This is a genomic window from Burkholderia sp. 22088, from assembly GCF_052045915.1.
In the GTDB taxonomy this organism is placed as follows: domain Bacteria; phylum Pseudomonadota; class Gammaproteobacteria; order Burkholderiales; family Burkholderiaceae; genus Burkholderia; species Burkholderia cepacia.
The window spans coordinates 97,990-120,147 of the sequence record NZ_JBQEPY010000017.1; the positions used below are offsets into that span (position 1 = coordinate 97,990).

Here is a 22,158-nt window from a genome sequence, read left to right on the forward strand (position 1 = left end):
ACGATCACGAGCCGGATTCATTGACGGCATCGGCCATTCCCGCACACGTCATGCATGACCTGCGTCTGCATGGCGTCGCGTTCGAGATGGCGGTTATCGTCCGGGTCGACTCAAGTAGAATGCGCGCAACCATCAAGCCGAGCGGGGCCACGCTTCCATTCCACTCGCACCGGCCCAACGCGAACAAGACGACACAAACATGCGCAGCGGCATCCGCGGGCCGCGCCGCCCCAACCGGGCGCGCGCCACCGCGACGATCGCCCGCCGACGAAGCCTCCATGAGCAAACCGATCCTGTACCTCCTCGCCGGCAACGGCAGCGCGGCCGACTGGTGGGACGACACGCTGCCCCACTTCCGCCGTTACCGGCCCGTGCCGCTGGAACTGCCGGGCTTCGGCGACAATCCCGCGCCGCCCTGCGAAGATCTCGCCGCGTATGCGCAAGCGCTGCTGGACGCGACCGAACCGGGCCACGCGATCATGGCGGTCGGCGTGAATGCGCTGCTGGTGCTGCACGCATTGCAACGGCGCCCCGGCCACTTCGGCCGCAGCGTGCTGCTCGCGCCTGTCGGTGCATTTCTGTGGGAACGGCGCCTGCCGAAACTGATGGCGCCGAAGCCGCTGCGCAAGACCATTCACTGGCTGCTCGCGCACTACCCGGCGCTGTTCGCCCGCAAGTTCTCGAACCTGACCTGGACACGCGCGCAGTACCGCCGCATGGGCGCCGGCTACGCGCGCTGCCGAGCGTTCCTGCCGCACTGGGATCTCGTGCGCGCCGATACCGCGCTGCCGCTGCTCGAGTGGGTCACCGATCGCATCGAACTCGTGTGGGGCGACCAGGACGCCGTGCTCGGCGTGCGCCAGGCCGCCGCATGGTCGGCCATCCTCGCGCGCGCCGAGCTCACCGTCACGCTGCAGGCCGGCTGGGGACACTATCCGTGGATCGACGCGCCGGCGGCATTCGCGCAGTGGCTCGAAGCGGGCGACGCCGGCTTCGTCGCGCACACCAAGGGCGGGCGCCTGGCGCTGGCCACGATGGCCGGCCTGCCCGTGCCGCCCGCGCTGTCGCTGACCCGCGCCGACGATCCGCGCCTGCCCGGCTTTCTCGCGAGCCAGCCCGACGCCGAGTGGGCGATCCGCTCGTCGAGCCATGGCGAAGACCAGGCCGATGCGGCCAACGCGGGCCTGCACACCACGTTCCTGCGCGTACCGGCCTCGCAGGCAGCCGCGCGCGTGGCCGAACTGCTCGACGGCGGCCTCGAGGAAACGGTCGTACAGCGCTTCATCACGCCGGTGCTGTCGGGCATCGCGTTCGTGCGGCATCTCGCGGTCGAAGTCGAATGGGTGGAAGGCCACCTCGAATCGCTCGCCGACGGCCAGACCAGCCCGCAACGCGCGATCCTGTCGCGGCTCGGCGAGCCCTGGCAACGCGGCACGTTCCCGGGCGCGCACGGCCTGGACGCGACGCAACTGTGGACCTTCCTGCAACGCGTGCTGCGCGCGTTCCACTACGTGCCGGGCGATGTCGAATGGGCGTGGGACGGCACGCAGCTGTGGCTGCTGCAATACCGCCCGATCAGCAGCTACGGCTGGCACCGGCACCTGACCGCCGCGAACATCGCCGAGATCCTGCCGCCGCAGCCCAGCCGGCTGGTCGAGTACGCCCAACGGCGCGCGGCCGGCAGCATCCCGGCCATCATGGCGCGCTGGGATGCGCGCGTATTGCAGGACAACGAACCATTCACCGCGCTCTATGGCGGCGCGTCGTACATCAACAACGACCTGTTCCTCGCCCGTCTCGCCGACTGGGGCGTATCGGCCGGCAACTACAGCGGCGAGATCGGCGGCGCGACCCCGCCGCTGCGCTGGCGCCCGCTGCGGCTGCTGCGTTCGCTGCCGGTGTTCTGGCGCATGCTGCGCGCCGCACGCGGGCATCTGCCGACGCTCGAACGCGGCCTGCAGCGCTTCGACCGGGAACTCGCGACGCTCGTCGAGCAACGCGCCGACGGCCGGCAGCTGGCCGACTGGTTCACGCGCTTCTACGTGTTCGTCGTGCAGGGCAACCTGTGCATCGCGTCATCGCTGGCCAGCAGCGGCGGCGCGCTCTGGGGCCGTCCGCCGACCGCGTATGGCCGGCTCGAGAACAGCCCGCATCGCCTGCCGTGGGAAACCGATCCGGGCACCGCACGGCCCGCGCCCGCCGATCTGCCGTTGCAGGCGTTTCCCGACTGGCCGCTGCCCGTCCGCGTGCTCCACGCGCTCGGCGCGCCCGGCATGCGCGGCTGGTATCTGCAGGTGCGCGAGTGGTATCGCGACAACCTGATGCGCGTGTTCTTCCGCCTGCATCACGCGATGCCGGCCGCCGACCGCGACGCATGGTTCGCGCCCCATCCCGATCGCCGCGAACGCAACGGCAGCTTCTGGCAGGACGGCAGCGAAGGCACCGACGAGGCGGCCGGCTTCATGATCTATCCGGGCCACACGCAAGGCGTGCTCGGCCGCGACATCCTGCTGGAAGACACGCTCGACCCGGGCCGGCACGCGCAGTACCAGGCCGCGCGCGCGGTGATCGCGCGCATGGGCGGCCGGCTGTCGCACGGCGCGACGCTGCTGCGCGAACTGCGCAAGCCGTCGGCCGTGCTGCCGCGCGTCGACGCGGCGTGGATCGGGCGCGAGGTGCAACTCAGCGACGGCCGGCTGACGCTGGTCGACTAGGCGCGGCGCGGTTGCCGCGGGCCCGGGCGCGTACTCAGCGCACCGGCGTGCGGGGTTTCCCGTCGACCTTCAACGTACGCCGGTCGTGCGCGGCTTCGTATTCGACCGTCTGCGCCGGTGTGACGGCGCCGTACGAACGGCCGTTCACGTAGACGATGCCGTCCCGCAGCTCGATCCGGTCGCCGTTGACCGTCGCGGTGGCCCGGTCGCCCTGCAGCACCGCGCCCGAGCAACCGGCGGTCGAAAAGCTGCGCACCGACGTGCCAGGCATCGCGGCGATCCCGCCCTGATCCGCCGCATGCGCCGCGCTGCAGGGCGGCGCATCCATGCTGCCGGCCGCGTGAACGGCACCGGCACCGATCCCGCACCCGGCAAGCAACGCAATCGTCATCGGCTTCAGATTGTTCATGGTGGGCTCCGTTGTCCGCCGCCGCGGATCGATGACCGGCCGACACCCGCGCTCGCATGGCGGGGCGTCCGGATGCACCGAGTATGCGTCCGGTGCCCGGCACTCCGCCATCCGCGCCAATACCACTCACCGCCCGCCCATCCGTCCCCGTGATCCGCGCCGGCGCCGGCCCCGCAAGCACCGCTCGGCACGACGCGTCCCGATGAAAATCCGCCTTGATCAAGTTGCGACCCGCAACTATTATTGCTTGCGATCCGCAACCTTTCCGGGCTGACCATGGACCTCATCGACGCTCCCGCCAAGCCTCGCGAAGCAACCATCCTCGAGCTTCGCGACTTCTCCCGCAAACTGGTTCGCGAGCTCGGCTTCATGCGCGCGACGCTGGCCGACAGCGACTGGGCGCCTTCGGCGGTTCACGCGATCCTCGAGATCGGGATGGCGCCCGGCATCAACGCCCGCGATCTGGGCAACATCCTGCGGCTGGACAAGTCGAACACGAGCCGGCAACTCGCGCGGCTCGAGACGGCCGGCATCGTCGAACGGCGCGTGTCGAGCGACGATGCGCGCGCGACCGAGCTGTACCTGACCGCCGACGGCAAGAAGCTCCAGAAAAGAATCGACGCGTTCGCGACGGATCAAGTGTCGAATGCGTTGCGCCGCATGGTGCCGGCGGATCAACAGGCGCTGCTGCGCTCGCTCGCGCTGTATGCCGATGCGCTCGCGCAGGACAATGCCGCCAGGGCAAGCGCCGCGACACCCGATGCGCCATCGATCCGCGAAGGCTACCAGCCGGGCTGCATCGGCGATATCGCGGGCCTTCACGCGCGCTTCTATTCGGAACACTGGGGATTCGGCGCCTTTTTCGAAAAGCGGGTGGCGACCGAGCTGGCCGAGTTCGCCGGTGCGCTGCCGGCCGACGGCAAGGCGCTCTGGCTGTGCCAGGAAGACGGACGGACGCTCGCGTCGCTCGCGATCGACGGCGACCCGGCAACGGGCGTCGCGCACCTGCGATGGTTCATCGTGAACGATGCGTTGCGCGGCTCCGGCATCGGGCGCCGCCTGATGACGGAAGCGATGCGCTTCGTCGACGCACAGCGGTTTCGCGAAACCTATCTGTGGACGTTCAAGGGCCTCGATTCGGCACGCCACCTGTACGAGTCGTTCGGCTTCACGCTGACGAGCGAATCCGCGGGCACGCAATGGGGCACCGAGGTGGTCGAGCAGCGCTTCAGCCGGCCCGGGCCATCCGGCGGCTGAAGGTCGACGGGCTGCATGCCGTCGAATATTCTCATCACTTGACGCCCGTCATGACCGCTCGAGCCGCGTCGCGTGCGCGGTTCATCCGTTATCGCGATCACGCCGAACGCCTGCATCGGCCTGCGAATCACTAGGGAAAATCCCGAGACATCCTTACAGCGATTTACCTGATGATTCACGGAAGCGTCATGTTTTCGGCGATCCAGCGGTCCGCCAAGCTTTCAGTTCGCGTCTCGAAACCGATGACGCATCGCGGCAAATTCGATGACCGCGGCCTGAAACGGCAGTCGCTGGCGAATCGTCAGGTGTTCAATACTTTCAACAACCCGGTCGAGAGTAAACGTGAGATTCCGTGGCCCGCTGGTGCGGTGGAGACGAGGCGATGCGCGAAACCTGCGCGCCGCGATCGCGTCCACCGACGACAGTGGTGACGGCTGGCAAAGTCCTCGCCTGCATCTGTCGATCTACACCATCCTGTCCTGCCGCTCCGTTCGCCGCCACAACGCCGTCGCCGCGCGTGCGTACGTCGCGATCCATACCGACGACGTGGCCTCGCTGCTGCCTTAGCGCTTCCCCCCCTTTCCCTGCATCCGTTCGACCTGCCCGCCGTGTCGCCCGACCGGTGACGGAATCCGCTCGCGCTTCGTTTCCGTGCGAGCCGGCCCGCAATCGAACGGATTCCTGATCGTCGCGCACCACGCTCGTTCACCGCGAGCGGTGCTCGCGCACGCCCGCTTCATCCGATGAACCGTCGCGCACCGGCCCGCGCATCGCGGATCGACACGCGCCCTGAAAATGGAAGACCTCGTCATGCGAATCCGCACGCTTGCCCGCAGCATTGCAACCGCCGCCACCCTGTCGGCCGCCGCGTCCGCCGGCACGACCGCCCACGCGGCCGGTGAACTGAACATCTACAACTGGTCCGACTACATCGCACCGGACACGGTCCCGAACTTCCAGAAGCAGACGGGCCTCCACGTGCGTTACGACAATTACGACAGCGACGACACGCTGCAGGCGAAACTGATGTCGGGGAATTCCGGCTACGACATCGTCGTGCCGACGTCGAACTACATGGCCAAGCAGATTCAGGCGAGCGTCTACCAGCCGCTCGACAAGTCGAAGCTGCCGAACCTGTCGAACCTCGATCCGCTGCTGATGAAGATGGTCGCCGACGCCGATCCGGGCAACCAGTACGGCGTGCCATGGGCCTACGGCACCGACGGCATCGGCTACAACGTGCAGGCGGTGAAGAAGGCGCTCGGCGACAAGGCGCCGGTCGACAGCTGGGCGCTGGTGTTCGACCCGGCCAACATGGCGAAGCTCAAGAGCTGCGGCGTATCGTTCCTCGACCAGGCCGTCGACGTGTTCGCGGCCACGCTGCAATACATGGGCAAGGACCCGAACAGCACGAACCCGGCCGACTACCGCGCGGCGTACGAGGTGCTGAAGAAGGTGCGCCCGTACATCACGCAGTTCAACTCGTCGGGCTACATCAACGATCTCGCGAACAACGACCTGTGCGTGTCGTTCGGCTATTCGGGCGACGTCGGCATTGCGCACCGCCGCGCCGCCGAAGCGAAGCGCCCGTACGAGATCCGCTTCGCGAACCCGAAGGAAGGCGGGCTGCTGTGGTTCGACATGATGGTGATCCCGAAGGATGCGCCGAACCGCGACGCCGCGCTGAAGTGGATCAACTACCTGCAGGATCCGAAGGTCAACGCCGGCATCACCAACGCGGTGTTCTATCCGACCGCGAACAAGGCCGCGCGCCAGTATGTGAAGCCCGCGATCGCGCGCGACCCGTCGGTGTATCCGGCCGACGAGGTGCTGAGCAGGATGACGCTGCTCAAGCCGATGCCGCCCGAGATTCGCCGGCTGCAGAACCGGCTGTGGGCGCAGTTGAAGACGGGGCGATGAGCGTCGCACCGCGGGACTGAACAGTGCCTGCGGCGGCTCGCGCCGCAGGCACTGTTCCGATCGGCTGCGGAATAGTCGACCTATCCGACAAGGCGTCGACCGCCCGCCCCAGTTGACCGACGAGCCCTCGTCAGACATCGGCTTCGCGACGGACGGTCGCGCGACTCTCCGCGTAAGGCTACCGTCAATCGGGCTGTCGCAAAGGCCAGCTGGTCTCGACTTATCGCTTTCCGCTCCGGGGCATCGCGAATCGCAGTAATGCCACGCAGATCGCCGCGCTCCCTGCGATCACCCACCAGATGATCTGCAATCCTCTCCATGAAATCTGCCAGAGACGACTAACCCAGTGCAGGCTTCTCCGCCTGTCGGTCGGCGTGCGCTTGTTCAAGCCCGCCGTCTTGGCCGTCGCCAGCGCGATTTTCCCGCCGATGACAATGGAAAAAAGCACGTAGTAGATCCATCGATAGTGCTTCGACCGACGATCGTCGTTGACCTGCGTCAGCAGTTTCTCTTGTTGGTCGCGAAACGCGACGAGTGTCGAAACGACACATTCGCTTGCAAGCGATGCCGGATTGAACGCATCGTGCCTGACGTCTCGCCCGTCAAGCCGTTCGGGAAACGACGCGCAGAACTGTATCGGGGTTCTCAGGCACCGCGACGATGACGGCGGCATCACGCTGACCCTATCGTTGATCCGCGTAACAGGACACATGTCCTCGTTGTATGTCGCAATTTCGTTTCGCAATGACGTAATTTGCTCCGGTGTCAGACGTCGCCCGTTGATCTGATACATATCCGCGGCGGCATGCGGCCCCGTGACGACAAAGACAGCCGGATCTTCTGCCGAGTAATCGAGCAGTGTTTGCTGCAAGCTCGACGCCCAGCGGCATGACAGGCTCTCCCCCAGCCTGTTCTGCGCGCACCACGATTCATACCGTTCCGCCTGCTTCAACAGATAGGCGCTTGCTCTCTGCGTATCGCGCGAACTCTCCTGCAGAGACTGGACATGCCGGTTCGCTTGCGAGTCGAACACGAAAAAAATGCCCGCGAGCAACGCGGCCGCGTACCAAACATGATCGTAGACATGCCCGAAACCGTCGCCGATCGGCAGGAGGTCGATGAGCACAAGCACGCCGCACCATCCCGCGACCAGCCCTAAGCCTACCAGCGTCAGCATGCCCCAACCGCTGCCCAGCACACCGCTCCCGCCGATGACGAACGAATCGGGCACAAGCGAAATCAAGGGCCACCAGCCCTGCAGTACCAGCAACCCCGGGAGCAAAAGAATTGACAATGCAACCAGGGCCCCCTTCTTCCTGGCGAGCACATATCCCGTCGTGATGTAGAGGAACGCCAATACCAGCAAGAGTATCCAGAGCACGACCAGAATCGGCAGCATCGCTTCGCCTGGCGACCAATAACTCGAAACGACCTGCCCCTGCGCATCCTGCTCGACAAAATTCGACGAGACAAGTCCGAGCCCTTCAAAACTTTGCTGAATATTCCAGGCGCCGCCTTTCAATATCACGAGATAGGGGTATATCAGCCAGCCCAAATATTTACCGAGAAAGTACCCCGATCGCTCCGCGACGATATAAACAATCTCGTTCATTTTTCAATCCGTTTAATCAACACGATCAACCCATCTAAAATCCAGGCCCTAACCAGGATTATTCTAGGTGTGATATGCCAAAAACAACAATCAACGGATCTCTTTTATATATTCTAAAAAATCAGTCTCTTTGTTTTATTTCACCGGCAATCACGTCTTGACGGACTGGTTTGCCGGTCGGCGCCTCGCCCGGCAGGGGTACTCCTGCCGGAGCCGCACGCCCCACCGTGTTGCATGTCACCGCCACGAACACCGTCACGACGTGAACCGCATCTACCAACATGTCGACCGGCGCCCCCCCGTGGCGCCTGGGCCAGATGTGGTACGAGACCATCGGTCATGCCTCTGCGCGCGGCTCGACCATGATGCAATGGCTGCCATTCGACAGTGAGCGTGCACTCGGCATGCGGGACGACCGGCCGGGACACGAGCGGGTCCGATCTCCACCGAGGCCGATTGCATGAACTATCGCTTCGCGTGCTCCGCCGAAAACGCGTCTTCCACGAACCGGATCACGTCGTCGAGCGACGACGTACACGTGGCGCCCGCCGCGAGCACACGAAACGCCCCCTCCGGCCCGAAGCAGACGAGCGGCTTGCGCCAGCGCCGCGCGAGCGCAATCTCCTCGGCCGTGCCGTGCCCGCCCGGCAGCGCGACGATCAGGTCGCTGCTCAGCACGTTCACGTAGTTGCGGTTGATTGTGTGCGGCTCGGCGTCCGGCTCGCGGCGCGGCAGCGGCGTGAGGATCGGGATGTCGACGAACGGATGCGGATAGCCGTCGAGCGGCACGAAGCCCGCGAGCGGATCGGCCTGCGTCGGCAGGATGCCGATCGATCGCCCGGCCCGCCCGGGCACGCCGGCGAACGCCCGCGCGACCGCCAGCATCACGCCCTGCCCGCCGCCCGTCAGCAGGTTGAAACCGGCCTGCGCGAGCCATGCGCCGAGCGGCTCCGAAAACTCGAGCCACGGCTCCTTGCCCGAGCCCATCACGCCGATCGTCCTGTTCTTCTGCTGCATCGTGGTTTCCGGAGAAGGGGTTGGATTGCGCGCGATCGCCGCGCTCATTCGAGCTCGACGCCCTTGAGCTCGGGAATCAGGAACAGCGTCGCGACCATGTCGAGCACGTAGAGGCCGGCGAGCATCGCGATGGCCGTCTGGAACGAATAGTGCGCGGCAAGCGCGCCGACCGCGACCGGGCCGAAGCCGCCCACCGCGCGGCCGATGTTCCACAGCACGTTCTGCGCGGTTGCGCGTGCGGCCGTCGGATAACCCTCCGACATCAGCGTCCCGTAGCCACCGACCATCCCGTTGACGAACATGCCCATCAGCACGCCGGCCCACAGCATCGCCGTCGGGTCCGACAGCTGCGCATACGCGATGACCGTCGCCACCGCGCCGAGCTGGTACAGCAGGAACGTCGGCTTGCGCCCGATGCGGTCGGCCAGTTGCCCGAACACCCAGACGCCGATCATCATCCCGACGACCGTCACCGCCGTCCACACCCCCGACTTCGTCAGCGAGAAACCCATCTGTTTCGACAGGAAGGTCGGCAGCCAGATCATGATCCCGTAATAGCCGAAGTTCTGGACCGAACACAGGATCACGATGCCGAGGCTCGTGCGCGCGGTGCGGCCGTCCGCGACGAGCAGGCGGAACGCGTTGGCCTTCGGCTGCGCCGCGCGCTGCACGAACGCTTCCGGCTCGTGCAGCTTGTTGCGCATTGCCCACGCGAGCAGCGCGGGCAGCACGCCGACCAGGAACATCCCGCGCCAGCCGATGTGCAGCAGCAGAAACGGCGTCAGCAGGGCGGCCAACAGCACGCCGGCCTGCCAGCCGAGCGCGACGTAGCACGACACGCGCGCGCGTTTGCTGGCCGGCCACGCTTCCGCCGCGAGCGCCATGCCGATCCCGAACTCGCCGCCCAGCCCGATGCCCGCGATGGTGCGGTAGACGAGCAGATCCCGGAAGCCCTGTGCGAACGCACACAGCCCGGTGAAGACCGCGAACAGCAGGATCGTCCAGGTCAGCACGCGCACGCGCCCGTAGCGGTCGCTCAGCGCACCGAACAGGATGCCGCCGGCGACAGCGCCGATCAGCGTCCAGGTGACGAGCGCGCCGCCCTGCCCGGGAGTCAGGTGCAGCGCCGCCGTGATCGCCGGCAGCATGAAGCCGAGGATCAGCAGGTCGAAGCCGTCCATCGCATAGCCGATCGCCGATCCGGCCAGCGCTTTCCACGCGTACGCGCCGACCTGCTCGACGCGCGGGGCCGACGGGCCGCCGAGCGTCGGAGATTTCATGTTTGCTGCCATGGTGTCCCGCCACGATTGTCCGGCGACATTCTAAGGCCTGTGCCCGCGAACGAAGGGCCGGCAGGTCGGCCAGTGGCGAGGGTCCGCGCGCGCCGGCACCCGCCTGCGGGACGGCATGGCGGCAACCTGCGGGTCATGAACGGGAGGGAAAAACGGCGGGCCGGTGTCGGCGGTGAAGCCGGCGATGTCGCGGCCAGGCCGGACACCGGATGAACGACTACGTGGGGGGGAGCAGGTTGCCGGCCGGCCCGCTTGCGCGAGCCGGAGGGCGCCGGAGGGTCCGGCAGCCTGGCCGGCTTCAGCCCTGGTCGTCTCCGGGCCACCAGGTCTTGGCCTCGCGGTCGACGGCGAGCGTGTCGAGATCCTTGCCTTCGAGCCATTTCGGCCGCGGGCCGCGGCCCGACCATGAGCGGCCGGTCGTCGGATCGTAGTACTTGGCAGGCGCCTTGCGTTTTCGCTGGACGATATAACCGAGCGCGCTCAGCACTTCCTGCTGCGAAATTCCCAAAAGCTCGACCTGTTCCTTGAATGCCGCGAGCGCGGCCTGCTTCTCCTTCTGCTTCGCATCCGACAGCTTGATATTCAGGTCCCGAAGTTGTGCTTCGAGTTCCTGCAGGGCCTGGGTCATGTATTCATCCTCTTTGGGCATGTTTTCGCAAAAAGCTCCGATGGCGGAACCTACCACGAAGTTCCGCCGATGGGTGCTGTCAAATGTATGTATCGTTTGCCTGAGCCGGCGTGGCTTGCGCGATACGCACTAAACGACGTCGCGCGTCAATCGATGACAGACTGAACCGGCCCGGCAACGCGCAGCCCGCCGCATACGAAGGCACGGGCGAACGACTGCGGCAAGTAGGCGCCGCACCAGGCACTGGCGCGGCATGGCGCGAATGATAGCAGTGCACGGCATCGCGATGCAGAAGTCGTCGGCCGGCGTCGATCCGGACCCGGCCGCTTTTTGGTCGCTTTTCGGCCGCTCGTCGATCGCTTTTCAGCCGCTTACAGACCGACGTCGCAGGCGTCCCACGCGATCCTGTCGAACAGCGTGCGCAGCTTCGCGCCGCGCGCCGCGTTCAGCGCGGCCGCATGCGCGACGCGCCCGGCGAGATGCGCGCGGAAGTCCGGACGCGCATCGCGATTCTGCGCCGCCGGCCCGCTCCGGATGCAGTTGGTCAGGATGGCCTTCAGGAGATCGAACTCATCGCGCGCCAGGTTCGGATGACGATTGACGACCACGCCGGCGAGTTGCTGGCGCATGCCGCGCCGCATCACGCGCGTCTTGCGCAGGTGCAGCGCAAAGCCCTCCTCGAGCGCGATCGCGGCAACGCGCACCTGCAGCCGCTCGACGTCGCGCGCCAGCGCACCGCCGCCGGAAAATGCGAGATCGTCGGCATAACGCGTGTAGGTTGCATCGAGCGAACGCGCGAGCGCGGCGAGCCGCATGTCGAACCGGAAGGCGCTCAGGTTCGCCAGCGCCGGCGACGTCGGCGCCCCCTGCGGCAGATGCCGTTCGCGGTAGCGCTGGCGGCCGATCCAGTCGAACCGGTCGCGCAGATCCGGTGCGAGCAGCCGCGCGGACGGCACGCGGTTGGTGCACAGCCCGGTAAGCGTGCGCGCGACTTCGGCCGGGTATCCGAGCGTGACGAACAGCGCGTGAATGCGCGCGGCGCGTATCGATACGAAGAAATCCGCGAGGTCGAAACGGACGACGATATCGCGATCGGCATGCGGCGCCGCGAACGACACGATCCCGTGCCCCTTGCGAAAACCGTGCACCGCTCCGTGCGGCGCGATGCGGTCGAGCAGCCCGTGCAGGATGCGGCGCTGCGCTTCGCGCAGCCGGCCCTTCGGGATCTCGACCAGGCGGCACCCGCCGCTGCGCTTGTCGTGCGCCACGTACGTGTAGTGATGCAACGGCGTGGCGCCGCTGCGCGCGTCGACGCGCCAATGGTCGGACAGCCAGTCGAGTTCCGGCACGCGCACGCCGAGCCAGTCGGCGAGATCGCCGGGCGTCGCCCATTGCGGCACGTCGCAGCCGGCCAGCGGCGCCGGCAACGGCAGCTGGACGAGCGGCAGCCGCACGACGCGGATCGCGGCGGGCCGGTCGCTGCCGTACCACGCGAGCACGAACGGCGGCGCATCGGCGAGGTGCGCCGCAAGCGCATCGATGTCGACATCGGCCCAGCGCGCGCCGAAGCGTAAGAGCGCGGTGTCCGCGACTTCGTGAGTCCACGGCGGCGCGCCGCCGAGCACCGCCGCCATCCGGGACAGGACGCCGGCACGTTCGGGCGCACCGGCCAGCATCGCCTCGGCAATCGTGCGGGTGGTATCGCGCAGGGATGAAGACATGGAAAAGGATGGGCGGGACGATGAGCCAACGTGACGGGTACTGCGAGGAGTCACGTTGCGCAACGCGCAACGGCGCTCCTTGCGACGCATCGGGATGTCGATCTGATCCACGGGGTAGCCCCGTAGTCCTGGAACATCGGCTGCCTGTTCCGGGCGTGAGCTTGACCCACCGGCCCGCGATGCGACTTTAAAGGCCGCGAACGCGGCGTGTCAAACCGGGGCGATCCGGCGCGGCCGGATCGCGACGACCGACTTACGCGCGCCGGGAAAACAGTTCGCGGTACGCAATCGGCGCGACGCCGACACCGGCCATGTTGTTCAGCATCGTGGCCCAGGTCGCGTTGTCGACGCTGACCGGAAACGACCGCACGCGGTTGGCGAGCAGCCAGAAGGTGCGCGTCATGCCATTGCTCATCGCGACTTCGTACCCGCCTCCCTCGATCCAGTAGCCGACCGGCGGCAGCGCCACCGGTTCGAGGCGGCCGGCCCGGAACGCGGCGGCGGCCGACGCGTACTTGCTGTCGAGCGGCATGACGCGGCGCGGCACGCAGTCCTGCGAGTTCGGCTGCGGGAATCTCGGGCTCGTGCCGAGCCACAGGCCGTAGAACGTCTGCGCGTCGAGATGCACGACGTAGCGCTCCGTTTCGGCGGGCGTCGCCGCCATGTAGCAGTCGGCCTGGCCCGGAACGGCGACACGCCACATCGCGCGCTGCGCGCTGAGGTCGACCAGTTCGCTCGCCTGCGGCCGTGGGTGGACGGGAGACGGTCGTCCCGCTTCGCGCAGGTCGCGCGCACGATCGAGACCGATACGAAGACGTGTCAGCATGGGCCCTCTCTTGCTCTCGTGATTTGTTCGAATGAGCCGGGGTGCGGGCGAAACCATCGTCGCGTGTCGGCAAACCGTGTGCCCGACGCCCCGGCGCGCCCGGTGTGCCCGGGAACCCGCGCAGTGTAGCGCCTTTCCGTTCGGGCACGAGTCGCTTCGTGCCAGGGATTCCTCCCGCGCTCGATCAATCGAACCCCATGAACGCCCATGCGCTTCGCCTGCCGCGCCGGCACCACCATCGATCATCGCCTCAATATTCGTCGCCGATTATTTGAATATCGAAACAATCAAAAAATAAAAACAACTCCACCCAGAATTCAACTAAATCAAATTCAAACAAAAATTATCGAATTCCATTAACGATAAATTAATTCGATTGGCGCCCTCAAACCCAAATAAATAGTCTGTGTTGTGCGCCGCAACACCGCGATTCAAAAATCAAAGAGGTAACGGAGGCGCAGCACGAATCATTTCATTCGTGCTTTGTCGCAAAGTTCCAGCTTGCCAGGCCCCGTTGATTTCCAGACGCTTGCGAATCAGCAATCCGGAAGGACAGACATGTCTTTCCGGACGTGGCCGACGTCGTCAGATCGCATCATTTCATTCAATTCCAAAGGAAAGTCATGAAGAAGATTGCAACCGTGCTGTTTTCAGCACTGATGCTCGCCTCCACGTGCGCGTCCGCACAGGCGCTTTGCAAAGCCGGCAAGATCGACAAGATCGAAACCGACACCACCGGCAACCTGCTGGTGACGATCAACGATGGCGTCTACTCGTTCAGTGCCAAGGAAGTTTATTCGATTATTTACCAGGCATATTCTGAAAACAGAAATCTTTTTATCTATGGAAATAATTGCGCGAATGGCTCACCGGCGACCCGCTTTGCGATTCGTTAATCGATCTTGAAGCGCTCGACGATTATCGATACGTGAAGCCCGGTGCTGGATTGACGGTCTGAATCCAGCACCACCGCGGGCTGGGGTGCCGATACTGCGCGACATCGCACCTGCATGCCCGCTACCTGTTCATCCATCTGCCATTCCCGTCCGGGTACCGACGAAGCCGGCCGGCTTGCCATTGCGATTCAGGCGTCGTCCGGCGTTTGTCGCCTCCATCGCATCATCGTGACGTTCACGCCGAGCCGGATGCCCGGTTCGTTGCGCCAGGCTCGCGCGTGATTCCATGTGCGGCTTGTGAAAGCGCATGCACGGCCGTAGCATCAGGCATCCCTGCGTCGGCGACCGTCGGGGCCCGGCCACGAGCAGACGCCCGGCTGTCGGATATCGCCATGCGCAGACCGTACCCATCCCCGTCGAAGGCGCCCAATGATCGACCACGTTTACATCTCAGTCACCGACATCGAAAAATCACTGGCCTTCTACGCTGAAGCCTTGAAGCCGCTCGGCTGGAGCATTTTCGGCAACTACGACTCCGCCTCGGGCCCGGAAAGCGTCCCCGATCTTTACGGCATCGGCGACGACGTGTACGGCAAGGGAGCGGGAGTCGGATCGAGCATCTGGCTGCGCAAACGTCATCCCGGCGAGACCGGGCTTTACGTCGGGATCGTCTGCGATACCAATGAACTGGTCGACGCTGCCTACGCCGCCGCGATCAAGGCCGGCGGGATTGACGAGGGGAAACCGGCGGATCGTACCTACTTCGCCCCCGGCTACTACGCCGCCAACGTAGCCGACTTCGACGGCAACCGCCTCGAATTCGTACACAAGGCGTGGAACCCGAAGCGACACGCATAGCACATCGATGCACGGGCGCCCTGGCTGTTCGGTCTGCGCCGCCCTCGCCGATGCGTGAATCGCATGCGGCATGGCCCACCACGCATCGGCTGAGAAGCGCGACCGCGCGGGCCGCCTCCCGGCGGTCCGCCACCGGCGACGTCACCGATCCAGCAAGCGCCCCAGCCGCATCATCGTGACGTTCACGCCGAGATGCCGCATCGACGGTTGCACGATCACGCAGTTGTCGTACGGCGTGACGATCACATGGTCGCCGTCGCGGGCAATTTCGGTGCCGGCCTTCCCGATCACCTCGAGCCCCGTGAACGGTTGCGAGAACCGGAAATCCATCGAACGCGCGACGACCGGCTCCGTGATCTCGACGAATTTCTGCCGCACCGGCACGGCCTGCGTGAGGAAGGCCGCGACGTCGTCGCGCGCAACCACGCCCGCATGCAGCAGGAAGCGCGCCGCGCTGTCGAGCGCGACGTCACGCGCGCTCGCGGCGAAGTGCTGGCCCGTCTCGATCAGCAGCGCATTCTTCGCGCTCGCCGCGTCGCCGAAGCCGCCGTAGTCGCGCAGCCGCGTGCCGTTCGCATGGCCGCGATCAATGATCACGTGCTCCGGCGTGCCGATTGCGGCCGCCAGCGCGATCGCCTTCTCGAGCGGCCCGGTCATCATCAGCGGCGCGGACGCTTCGTGCATCGAATGAATGTCGAGCAGCAGGTCGACCGTATCGAGCAGCGGACGCATCGCGCGCGCACGCGCGAGCTCGCGGCTGTCGCGCGTGCCGTCGAGCGCGGCCGGCGTCCACACGCGATTCATGTCCTCGTCGAGGTAGCGCGTCGCATCGGCGTTCTCCGCGCTGAAGTGCTCGTAGGCGCCCACGTTGCCGAAGCCGAGCGACAGCCGGCCCGCAACCGGCTGCAGGCCCGCGGCCAGCAACGTATCCACCGCGATCGCGCCGCTGACTTCGTTGCCGTGCGTCAGCGCGAGGATCATCACGTGCTTGCCGGGCCGGCCGCTGTCGAACGTATGCAGATAGTCGATGCCCGTATTGCCCGCGCGCCAGCGCGAGATGTCGGGGAAGGCCACTTCGATCGGATAGGCCGGCAAGGCGGCGCGGATGGCTTCAAGCGTGGTCATGTCGGAAAGGCTCAACAAGGTTCGGGAAAGGCACGGCCGGCGTGTGCCGGCTGCGCCGGAATCGGGTTTGCGGCCGGCGCGTCACGCCCCGGTCGCGCGTGTCGATGGCGCGGCGGCGGCCGCCGTGCCGCGCATCCGGCGGCCGAGCGAAATCACCGACGTGATCCCGAGCACGGCCGTCGCCATCACGTAGAAACTCGGCGCCAGCTTGTTGTGCGTCGCGTCGATCAGCCAGGTCACGATCAGCGGCGCGAAGCCGCCGAACAGCGTCACCGAGAAGTTGTACGACAGCGCGAGGCCCGTGCCGCGCGTGCTCGTCGGGAAGATGTCGGCGAGCAGCGCCGGCAGCGGCGCGAGGCTCACCGCGATCAGCAGGCCGACCAGCGCCTGGACCGCGAGCAGCGTCTCGACCGTCGGATAGCGGTTCAGCATGACGAACAGCGGCCACGTCGTCACGCCGACCAGGATCAGTGCGATCAGCATCACGCGGATGCGGCCGAAACGGTCCGACAGATGCCCGACGACCGGCGCGGCGACCATCAGCATCGCGCCCGTGACGACCGCGCCGAGATACGACGACGTGGCCGGGATATGCAGCTGCTTGACCGCGTACGTCGGCATGTACAGCTTGTGCACGTAGTTGAAGGCCGTGGCCGTCGCGACCACCCCCGCGCCGAGCAGCATGTTCGCGCGATCGCGCACGAACACGTCGCGCAGCGGCGACTTCGCGCGCCCTTGCTCGCCCAGCCGGCGGAAATCGGCCGGTTCGTCGATGTTGCGGCGAATGTAGAGCCCGACCGGGCCGATCAGCAACCCGACCGAAAACGCGACGCGCCAGCCCCACGTGTGCAGCTGGTCGGTCGTCAGCAGCAGGCTCAGCAGCGCCGATACGCCGGCCGCGAGCACCGTCGCGAGCCCCTGCGTCGACATCTGCCAGCTCGCGAAGAAGCCGCGGCGCTTCGCATCGGCCTGCTCGACCATGAACGCGGTCGCCGCGCCGAATTCGCCGCCCGTCGAGAAACCCTGCAGCATCCGCGCGACGATGATCAGCAACGGCGACGCGATGCCGATCTGCGCATACGTCGGCGCGAACGCGATCATCGCGGTGCCGAGCATCATCAGCCCGATCGACATCGTCAGCGATGCCTTGCGGCCTGCGCGGTCGGCGTAGCTGCCGAGCACGATCGAGCCGAGCGGACGCGTGACGAACGAAATGCCGAACGTGCCGACCGACAGCAGCAGCGAAGTCGCCGCGTCGTGCGTGGGGAAAAACAGCTGGCCGATGACGATCGCGAAGTAACCGTAGATCAGCAGATCGTAGAACTCCAGCGCGTTGCCGATGCTCGCGGCGCAGATCTCGCGCCACGGGTTATGCGGGGCCGGCGTCGCGCCGTGTGTAGTGCGGGTCATCCCTTTGCTCCTCCGGTAATGCTGGCCGTCAGGATTTTGAAAGACGGCGCGCGGCTTTGCCGGCGGCCGTTCGGGCCAGTCAAGCGCGGAGTGTAGGCAACGCGGGGCGGGCGTTCGTGCCGTTTCGGCACGCAATCGTGCCGATCGGCGCGCAGGCCGCGCGGGCGCTGCACGCGGAGGCTATGCGGCGCCGTCGTCGCGGGCCGGCGCGGTGCGCCAGATCGCGTCCAGTACCGGGTGCGGGTCGTTCCGTCGCCGGTACAGCGCAATGTCGAAGCCGATCTGCCAGTCGGCGCCCCCGACGATCGCGAGCTCGCCGCGCCGCACGTCGTCGGCGACGAGCCGCTGCGGCAGCCACGCCAGGCCGAGCCCGCGGCGCGCCATCGCGAGGATCGCTTCGTACGAGTCGGCCTGGTACACGGGCCGCAGCGTCGGGCGGCCGGGCATTTCGGCGAGATGGCGTGCCAGCACCGCGCGCAGGGTCAGCGTGCGCGCGAACGCGAGCCACGGCACCGGCGCCTGCCCGGCCGGCAGCCGGTAGCGCACGCTGCCGCGCGCATCGAACGCGCTGACCGGCACCAGCACTTCGCGCGCGACGGACAGCCAGTCGAAGCGGTCGCGGTCGATCAGCAGCCGCGTATGCGGGCTCGAATAGACGATCAGCATGTCGGCGTCGCCGGCCGTGAGCTGCAGGATCGCTTCCTCCGCGCTGCCGGTCGACACGGTCGCCGTAAAAAAACCGGCGCGCGCGACGGTCTCGTCGTACCAGTCGGGGAAGAAGGTGGCCGAGAGCGTGCGGCCGGTCGCGATTCGCAGGTTGTTCTCCAGCACCGGCGACGCTTCCTGGAGTTGCGTGCGGGCGCCGTGCAGGACGTCGAGCGCGTTCGATGCCGCATCGAGAAACACGGTACCCGCCGCCGTCAGTTCGAGCGGCTTCGTGCGCGCGATCAGGCGCGCGCCGACCCACTCCTCGAGCGACCGGATACGGCGGCCGAACGCCGGATGCGTGACGAACCGGTTCTCCGCCGCGCGGGTGAAGCTGCGCGTGCGCGCGAGTTCGACGAAGTCTTCGAGCCATTTCAGTTGCATGGCTGGGCTCCTGGGTGGGCGATGATGGGCCGGCCGGTGCGCGCGGGCCGCCTCCGGCGCGCGGCTGCCGCCATGGACGGCTGCGGATCACGCGGCGCGGCGCGGCGCCCGATCCTACAGCGTCTGCGGCGCATCGCGCAGCACGGCGCGCAGCGCGATATCGAAAGGCGTCGCGTGATCGATCCCGGCTGCACGCACGCGCGATGCGTCCAGATGGCAATCGTACGGACGCGGCGTCGCGTCGGTCGGCTGGTCGATCCGCGTGAGCGATGCTTCGATGCCGAGCGCGGCCGCGATCCGCTGCGCAATGTCGTACTTCGTCATCGGCTCCTCGCCCGACCAGTGACGGATGCCCGTGATCGACGCACCCGCGAGATGGCGCAATGTCAGGTCGCGGATGACGTCCGCGACGTCGGGCGTATAGGTCGGGTAACGGATCGCCCAGGCGTCCATGCCGACCGCGTCGGCGCCCGGCCGTGCGGACGCGGCGATCGCCGGCACGAGACTCGTGACGGCCGATTCGCTCCAGTCGACGATCGGGCCGTACAGCAGCGGCAGGCGCAGCACGCACGACAGCGGCGACGCGGCGAGGAGCGCCGCCTCGCCTTCCAGCTTCGTGCGGCCGTAGATGTTCAGCGGATTCGGGGTGGCATCCTCGCGGTACGGAGCGGCCTTGCCGTCGAAGACATAGTCGGTGGAGATGCCGAGCGTCCATGCGCCGTGGCGCGCGGCGAGCGCGCCGATGCGCGCTGGGGCGGTGACGTTGATTGCGCGTGCGCCGTCAGGATCGCGTTCGCAGACGTCCGGGCGGCGTTCAGCCGCGCAGATGATCACGGCGGCCGGCTGGCGGGTGGCGAAAAGGTGTTCGAGGGCCGGCTCGTCGAGGACGTCGAGTTCGGCGAGGTTTTCCGCCGGCAACGCAAGGCGTTTTGCGCCTGCGCCGTGCGGGTTGCGGATCGTCGCGACGAGGTTTAACGAAGACTCGCGGGACAGCGATGCGGCAACCGCGCGGCCGAGGAGGCCGGCGGCGCCGATGAGAAGGACGGTCGATTGCGGTACGGTAGCCATCTGTGAAAGGAGAACGGGGATTCCCCAATCTATACAAGAACAGGCATCCGATGTCGACTCCCCTGACACGTCGGCTGCATGCCCGCCTTCTCAGGAACCGTGGGCAAGGAGGCGATCGGCGCCGAACACCTGCGTGAACAGCAGCCACAGCAATATCGCATCGAGCGCAAGCATCGCCACCGTACCCAGCGCGACCGAAACACGGCTGTAGGTCTTCTTCGCCGGCCGCACGATTGCGTCCTCCGGCGCCACTCGACATTGCGCATCCACCTCCGCCGGCCAGCGAGGCAAACGGCTCATGCGCATGCCGAGCCAGCGGAACAGGCCGGCCGGTGTCGTGAGCGGCGCGAACAGCACCGCGAACGGGCCGAACATCTGCCATAGGCGATGCACGCCGTAAAGGAACGGTTCACGGCGGTTTTCGATCGGCAACAGATAATTCGGAGCAGGCACGCTCGCCGGCCCTTCCTCCATGTAGCGGCGGAAGTATTCCCAGTGCGCGAGCAAGGGCTCGTCCGGCCCGATACCCTTCGGGTGAACCGGCATGACCGCGCCCAGGTAGAGCGCATGCGTCACTTGCCCGTCCGCGTCCGGCAAATAACCGAGCACACCCCAGTTCAGTCCCCCCTTCTTCAGGCAAAACACCAGTTTGTCCCAATCGAGCGACCATACGCCGCCGGGGCCGTTATGCCGGAACACGTGCACCTTGCGTGTGGAGCGCACCAACCGGATCGGCTTGTAGGTGTAGCTCAACATGTCCTGCTTCCATTGATAGCCGATCATGAGGAGCAATGGGGCGCCGACTATCACAAGCAACGCCAGCAGCACCAGCGAAAGAGCAATCGAATCGAACCGGTTGGTAAAGACCGAGATCAATACCAGCATGTCGACAAACAGAAGTGGCGCCAGCAAAAGCGTGAACACCATCCCGCCGAAGCCGCGTCGCATGTATCGGCTATCGGCGACTTCCAGATAGGTTGCGTTGTACGACACGGCCATATCCAGCGACGTCGGCTGCCCCGTGATCCGTGCTGGCTTCGTCTTGCCGAGTTCGTACGCCAGCATTTCGCCCGTCGGCGCCCATGGTTCCTTCGGCAGCATTCCGAACTCGGCTTCGAGCCAGTAGCGCTTGCTGAACAGTTGGCCCCAATAGGCCTTTGCTGATGCGTCGTCGCTCATGTCGGTGCCCGCGTTTTTGTCTGCTTGATCGGTGACGCCGCTCGAAATTCAGGAGCTTCAAGTAAAGAGACGATCGATTTCGAACACGCGTGTAAACAGCAACCAGAACAACACGACGTCCAGCGCCAGCATCAGCACGACACCCATGGCAACGGACACGCTGTTGTCCGTCGCTTTCTTCTTGGGCGGCGCGGTTGCATCATCCGGGGACACCTGGCATTGCGCGACCACCTCCGCCGGCCAGCGCGGCAAACGGCTCATGCGCATGGCCACCCAGCGGAACAGGCCCGCCAGCGTCGTGATCGGTGCGAACAACACCGCGAACGGGCCGAACATCTGCCATAGGCGGTACACGCCGTAAAGGAACGGCTCGCGCCGGTTTTCGATCGGCAGCAGATAATCCGGAGCAGGCACACTCGCCGGCCCTTCCTCCATGTAGCGGCGGAAGTATTCCCAGTGTGCAAGCAACGGTTCGTCCGCTCGCATACCGCTCGGGTGAACCGGCATGACGTTGCCGAGATAAAAAGCATGCGTCGCCTGACCGTTCTCGTCCGGCAAATAGCCGAGCACACCCCAGTTCAGCCCGCTCTTCTTCAGGCAGAACACCAGCTTATCCCAATCCAGAGACCAGGTGCCGCCGGGGCCGGCGTGCTGGAAAACATGAACCGTGCGTGTCGAGCGCACCAGCCGAATCGGCTTGTAGGTGTAGCCCAACATGTCTTGCTTCCATTGATATCCCACCCATATCGACAAAGGGACGAACAATAGAAAAATCAGCAAGGAAGCCAAAACCAGAGGAAGTGTTATTTCATATTTCAAAAATCCATAAAAAGGGATAGCCAGGAAAGAAATAATTGGCAATTCAAACAATGAAAATATCAATCCACCGAAACCACGCCGGGCATACTGACTGTCGGCTACTTCCATGTAGGTTTCGTTGCGTATGACTACCATGTCCAGCGAAGCCGGTGGGCAATCTACTTTCGTTGGCTTTGCTTTATTGAGGACGTAAGCAAGCATCTCGGCTGTCGGGGCCCAAGGATCCCTCGGCGGCAAACCAATGACCACCTCCCGCCAGTAGCGCTTATCAAACAACTGGCCCCAGTAGGCCTTCATCGACGATTCATCGCTCATACA

General features: G+C 65.9%; 20 protein-coding genes. 6 read left to right on the plus strand and 14 right to left on the minus strand.

What is annotated here, in order from left to right:
- Positions 1–278 precede the first annotated feature (278 nt).
- Positions 279–2,714, plus strand: coding sequence for a PEP-utilizing enzyme (locus tag ACTJLD_RS29255; protein ID WP_440660266.1), 2,436 nt, complete (start codon positions 279–281; stop codon positions 2,712–2,714).
- Positions 2,715–2,748: 34 nt separating this feature from the next.
- On the opposite strand, the gene ACTJLD_RS29260 is transcribed toward ACTJLD_RS29255, so the two are convergent.
- The gene (locus tag ACTJLD_RS29260; RefSeq protein WP_059693619.1) at positions 2,749–3,123 is read right to left on the minus strand and encodes a hypothetical protein; all 375 of its coding nucleotides are present in this window, start codon (positions 3,121–3,123) and stop codon (positions 2,749–2,751) included.
- A gap of 276 nt (positions 3,124–3,399) precedes the next feature.
- Between ACTJLD_RS29260 and ACTJLD_RS29265 the strand changes: the two genes are divergently transcribed.
- From ACTJLD_RS29265 to ACTJLD_RS29275, 3 genes are all read left to right on the plus strand, one after another.
- Entirely contained in the window at positions 3,400–4,380 is a 981-nt protein-coding gene (locus ACTJLD_RS29265; protein ID WP_440660268.1) for a bifunctional helix-turn-helix transcriptional regulator/GNAT family N-acetyltransferase, read from the plus strand.
- 342 nt (positions 4,381–4,722) lie between these two features.
- The gene (locus ACTJLD_RS29270) at positions 4,723–4,947 is read left to right on the plus strand and encodes a hypothetical protein (RefSeq protein ID WP_081057161.1); all 225 of its coding nucleotides are present in this window, start codon (positions 4,723–4,725) and stop codon (positions 4,945–4,947) included.
- 243 nt (positions 4,948–5,190) lie between these two features.
- Complete coding sequence (locus ACTJLD_RS29275) at positions 5,191–6,300, plus strand: polyamine ABC transporter substrate-binding protein (protein ID WP_042975491.1); 1,110 nt, start codon at positions 5,191–5,193, stop codon at positions 6,298–6,300.
- Between the two features lie 220 nt (positions 6,301–6,520).
- Here the strand turns inward: ACTJLD_RS29275 and ACTJLD_RS29280 are convergent, their stop codons facing one another.
- From ACTJLD_RS29280 to ACTJLD_RS29305, 6 genes are all read right to left on the minus strand, one after another.
- Positions 6,521–7,912 carry a hypothetical protein gene (locus tag ACTJLD_RS29280; protein ID WP_440660270.1) on the minus strand — a complete coding sequence of 464 codons (1,392 nt, stop codon included), beginning with the start codon at positions 7,910–7,912 and terminating at the stop codon, positions 6,521–6,523.
- 465 nt (positions 7,913–8,377) lie between these two features.
- The gene (locus ACTJLD_RS29285; RefSeq protein WP_440660271.1) at positions 8,378–8,929 is read right to left on the minus strand and encodes a DNA-binding protein; all 552 of its coding nucleotides are present in this window, start codon (positions 8,927–8,929) and stop codon (positions 8,378–8,380) included.
- 44 nt (positions 8,930–8,973) lie between these two features.
- Positions 8,974–10,221, minus strand: a complete 1,248-nt coding sequence (locus ACTJLD_RS29290) for an MFS transporter (protein ID WP_440660273.1) — start codon at positions 10,219–10,221, stop codon at positions 8,974–8,976.
- Between the two features lie 298 nt (positions 10,222–10,519).
- Complete coding sequence (locus ACTJLD_RS29295; protein ID WP_027792132.1) at positions 10,520–10,849, minus strand: H-NS histone family protein; 330 nt, start codon at positions 10,847–10,849, stop codon at positions 10,520–10,522.
- Positions 10,850–11,220: 371 nt separating this feature from the next.
- Positions 11,221–12,570 carry a reverse transcriptase family protein gene (locus ACTJLD_RS29300; protein ID WP_440660275.1) on the minus strand — a complete coding sequence of 450 codons (1,350 nt, stop codon included), beginning with the start codon at positions 12,568–12,570 and terminating at the stop codon, positions 11,221–11,223.
- Positions 12,571–12,823: 253 nt separating this feature from the next.
- A complete protein-coding gene (locus tag ACTJLD_RS29305) occupies positions 12,824–13,396 on the minus strand; it encodes a plasmid fertility inhibition factor family protein (protein ID WP_027792134.1) in 573 nt (190 codons plus the stop codon).
- Between the two features lie 623 nt (positions 13,397–14,019).
- On the opposite strand from ACTJLD_RS29305, the gene ACTJLD_RS29310 reads away from it, so the two are divergent.
- On the plus strand, positions 14,020–14,292 hold the full coding sequence (locus ACTJLD_RS29310) for a hypothetical protein (protein WP_021160117.1): 273 nt from the start codon (positions 14,020–14,022) through the stop codon (positions 14,290–14,292).
- Here the strand turns inward: ACTJLD_RS29310 and ACTJLD_RS29315 are convergent.
- Positions 14,289–14,429, minus strand: a complete 141-nt coding sequence (locus tag ACTJLD_RS29315) for a hypothetical protein (RefSeq protein ID WP_155253152.1) — start codon at positions 14,427–14,429, stop codon at positions 14,289–14,291. The two genes, ACTJLD_RS29310 and ACTJLD_RS29315, sit on opposite strands and share 4 nt — an antisense overlap.
- A gap of 292 nt (positions 14,430–14,721) precedes the next feature.
- Here ACTJLD_RS29315 and ACTJLD_RS29320 point away from each other — a divergent pair, with 292 nt between their 5' ends.
- The gene (locus ACTJLD_RS29320; RefSeq protein ID WP_027792136.1) at positions 14,722–15,150 is read left to right on the plus strand and encodes a VOC family protein; all 429 of its coding nucleotides are present in this window, start codon (positions 14,722–14,724) and stop codon (positions 15,148–15,150) included.
- Between the two features lie 141 nt (positions 15,151–15,291).
- Here ACTJLD_RS29320 and ACTJLD_RS29325 read toward each other — a convergent pair whose 3' ends face one another.
- The 6 genes from ACTJLD_RS29325 to ACTJLD_RS29350 all read right to left on the minus strand — a co-directional run bounded on the left by ACTJLD_RS29325 (position 15,292) and on the right by ACTJLD_RS29350 (position 22,155).
- Positions 15,292–16,275, minus strand: coding sequence for a succinylglutamate desuccinylase/aspartoacylase domain-containing protein (locus ACTJLD_RS29325; protein WP_059489286.1), 984 nt, complete (start codon positions 16,273–16,275; stop codon positions 15,292–15,294).
- Between the two features lie 81 nt (positions 16,276–16,356).
- Positions 16,357–17,685 (minus strand): MFS transporter, encoded by a 1,329-nt coding sequence (locus ACTJLD_RS29330; protein WP_060198804.1) that lies wholly within the window; start codon positions 17,683–17,685, stop codon positions 16,357–16,359.
- A 180-nt stretch (positions 17,686–17,865) separates the two neighbouring features.
- On the minus strand, positions 17,866–18,774 hold the full coding sequence (locus ACTJLD_RS29335; protein ID WP_027792138.1) for a LysR family transcriptional regulator: 909 nt from the start codon (positions 18,772–18,774) through the stop codon (positions 17,866–17,868).
- A gap of 114 nt (positions 18,775–18,888) precedes the next feature.
- A complete protein-coding gene (locus tag ACTJLD_RS29340; protein WP_048029145.1) occupies positions 18,889–19,842 on the minus strand; it encodes a dTDP-4-dehydrorhamnose reductase family protein in 954 nt (317 codons plus the stop codon).
- 90 nt (positions 19,843–19,932) lie between these two features.
- Positions 19,933–21,021, minus strand: a complete 1,089-nt coding sequence (locus ACTJLD_RS29345; protein WP_440660278.1) for a DUF6708 domain-containing protein — start codon at positions 21,019–21,021, stop codon at positions 19,933–19,935.
- 57 nt (positions 21,022–21,078) lie between these two features.
- Positions 21,079–22,155, minus strand: coding sequence for a DUF6708 domain-containing protein (locus ACTJLD_RS29350; RefSeq protein WP_081052582.1), 1,077 nt, complete (start codon positions 22,153–22,155; stop codon positions 21,079–21,081).
- Positions 22,156–22,158: the final 3 nt, after the last annotated feature.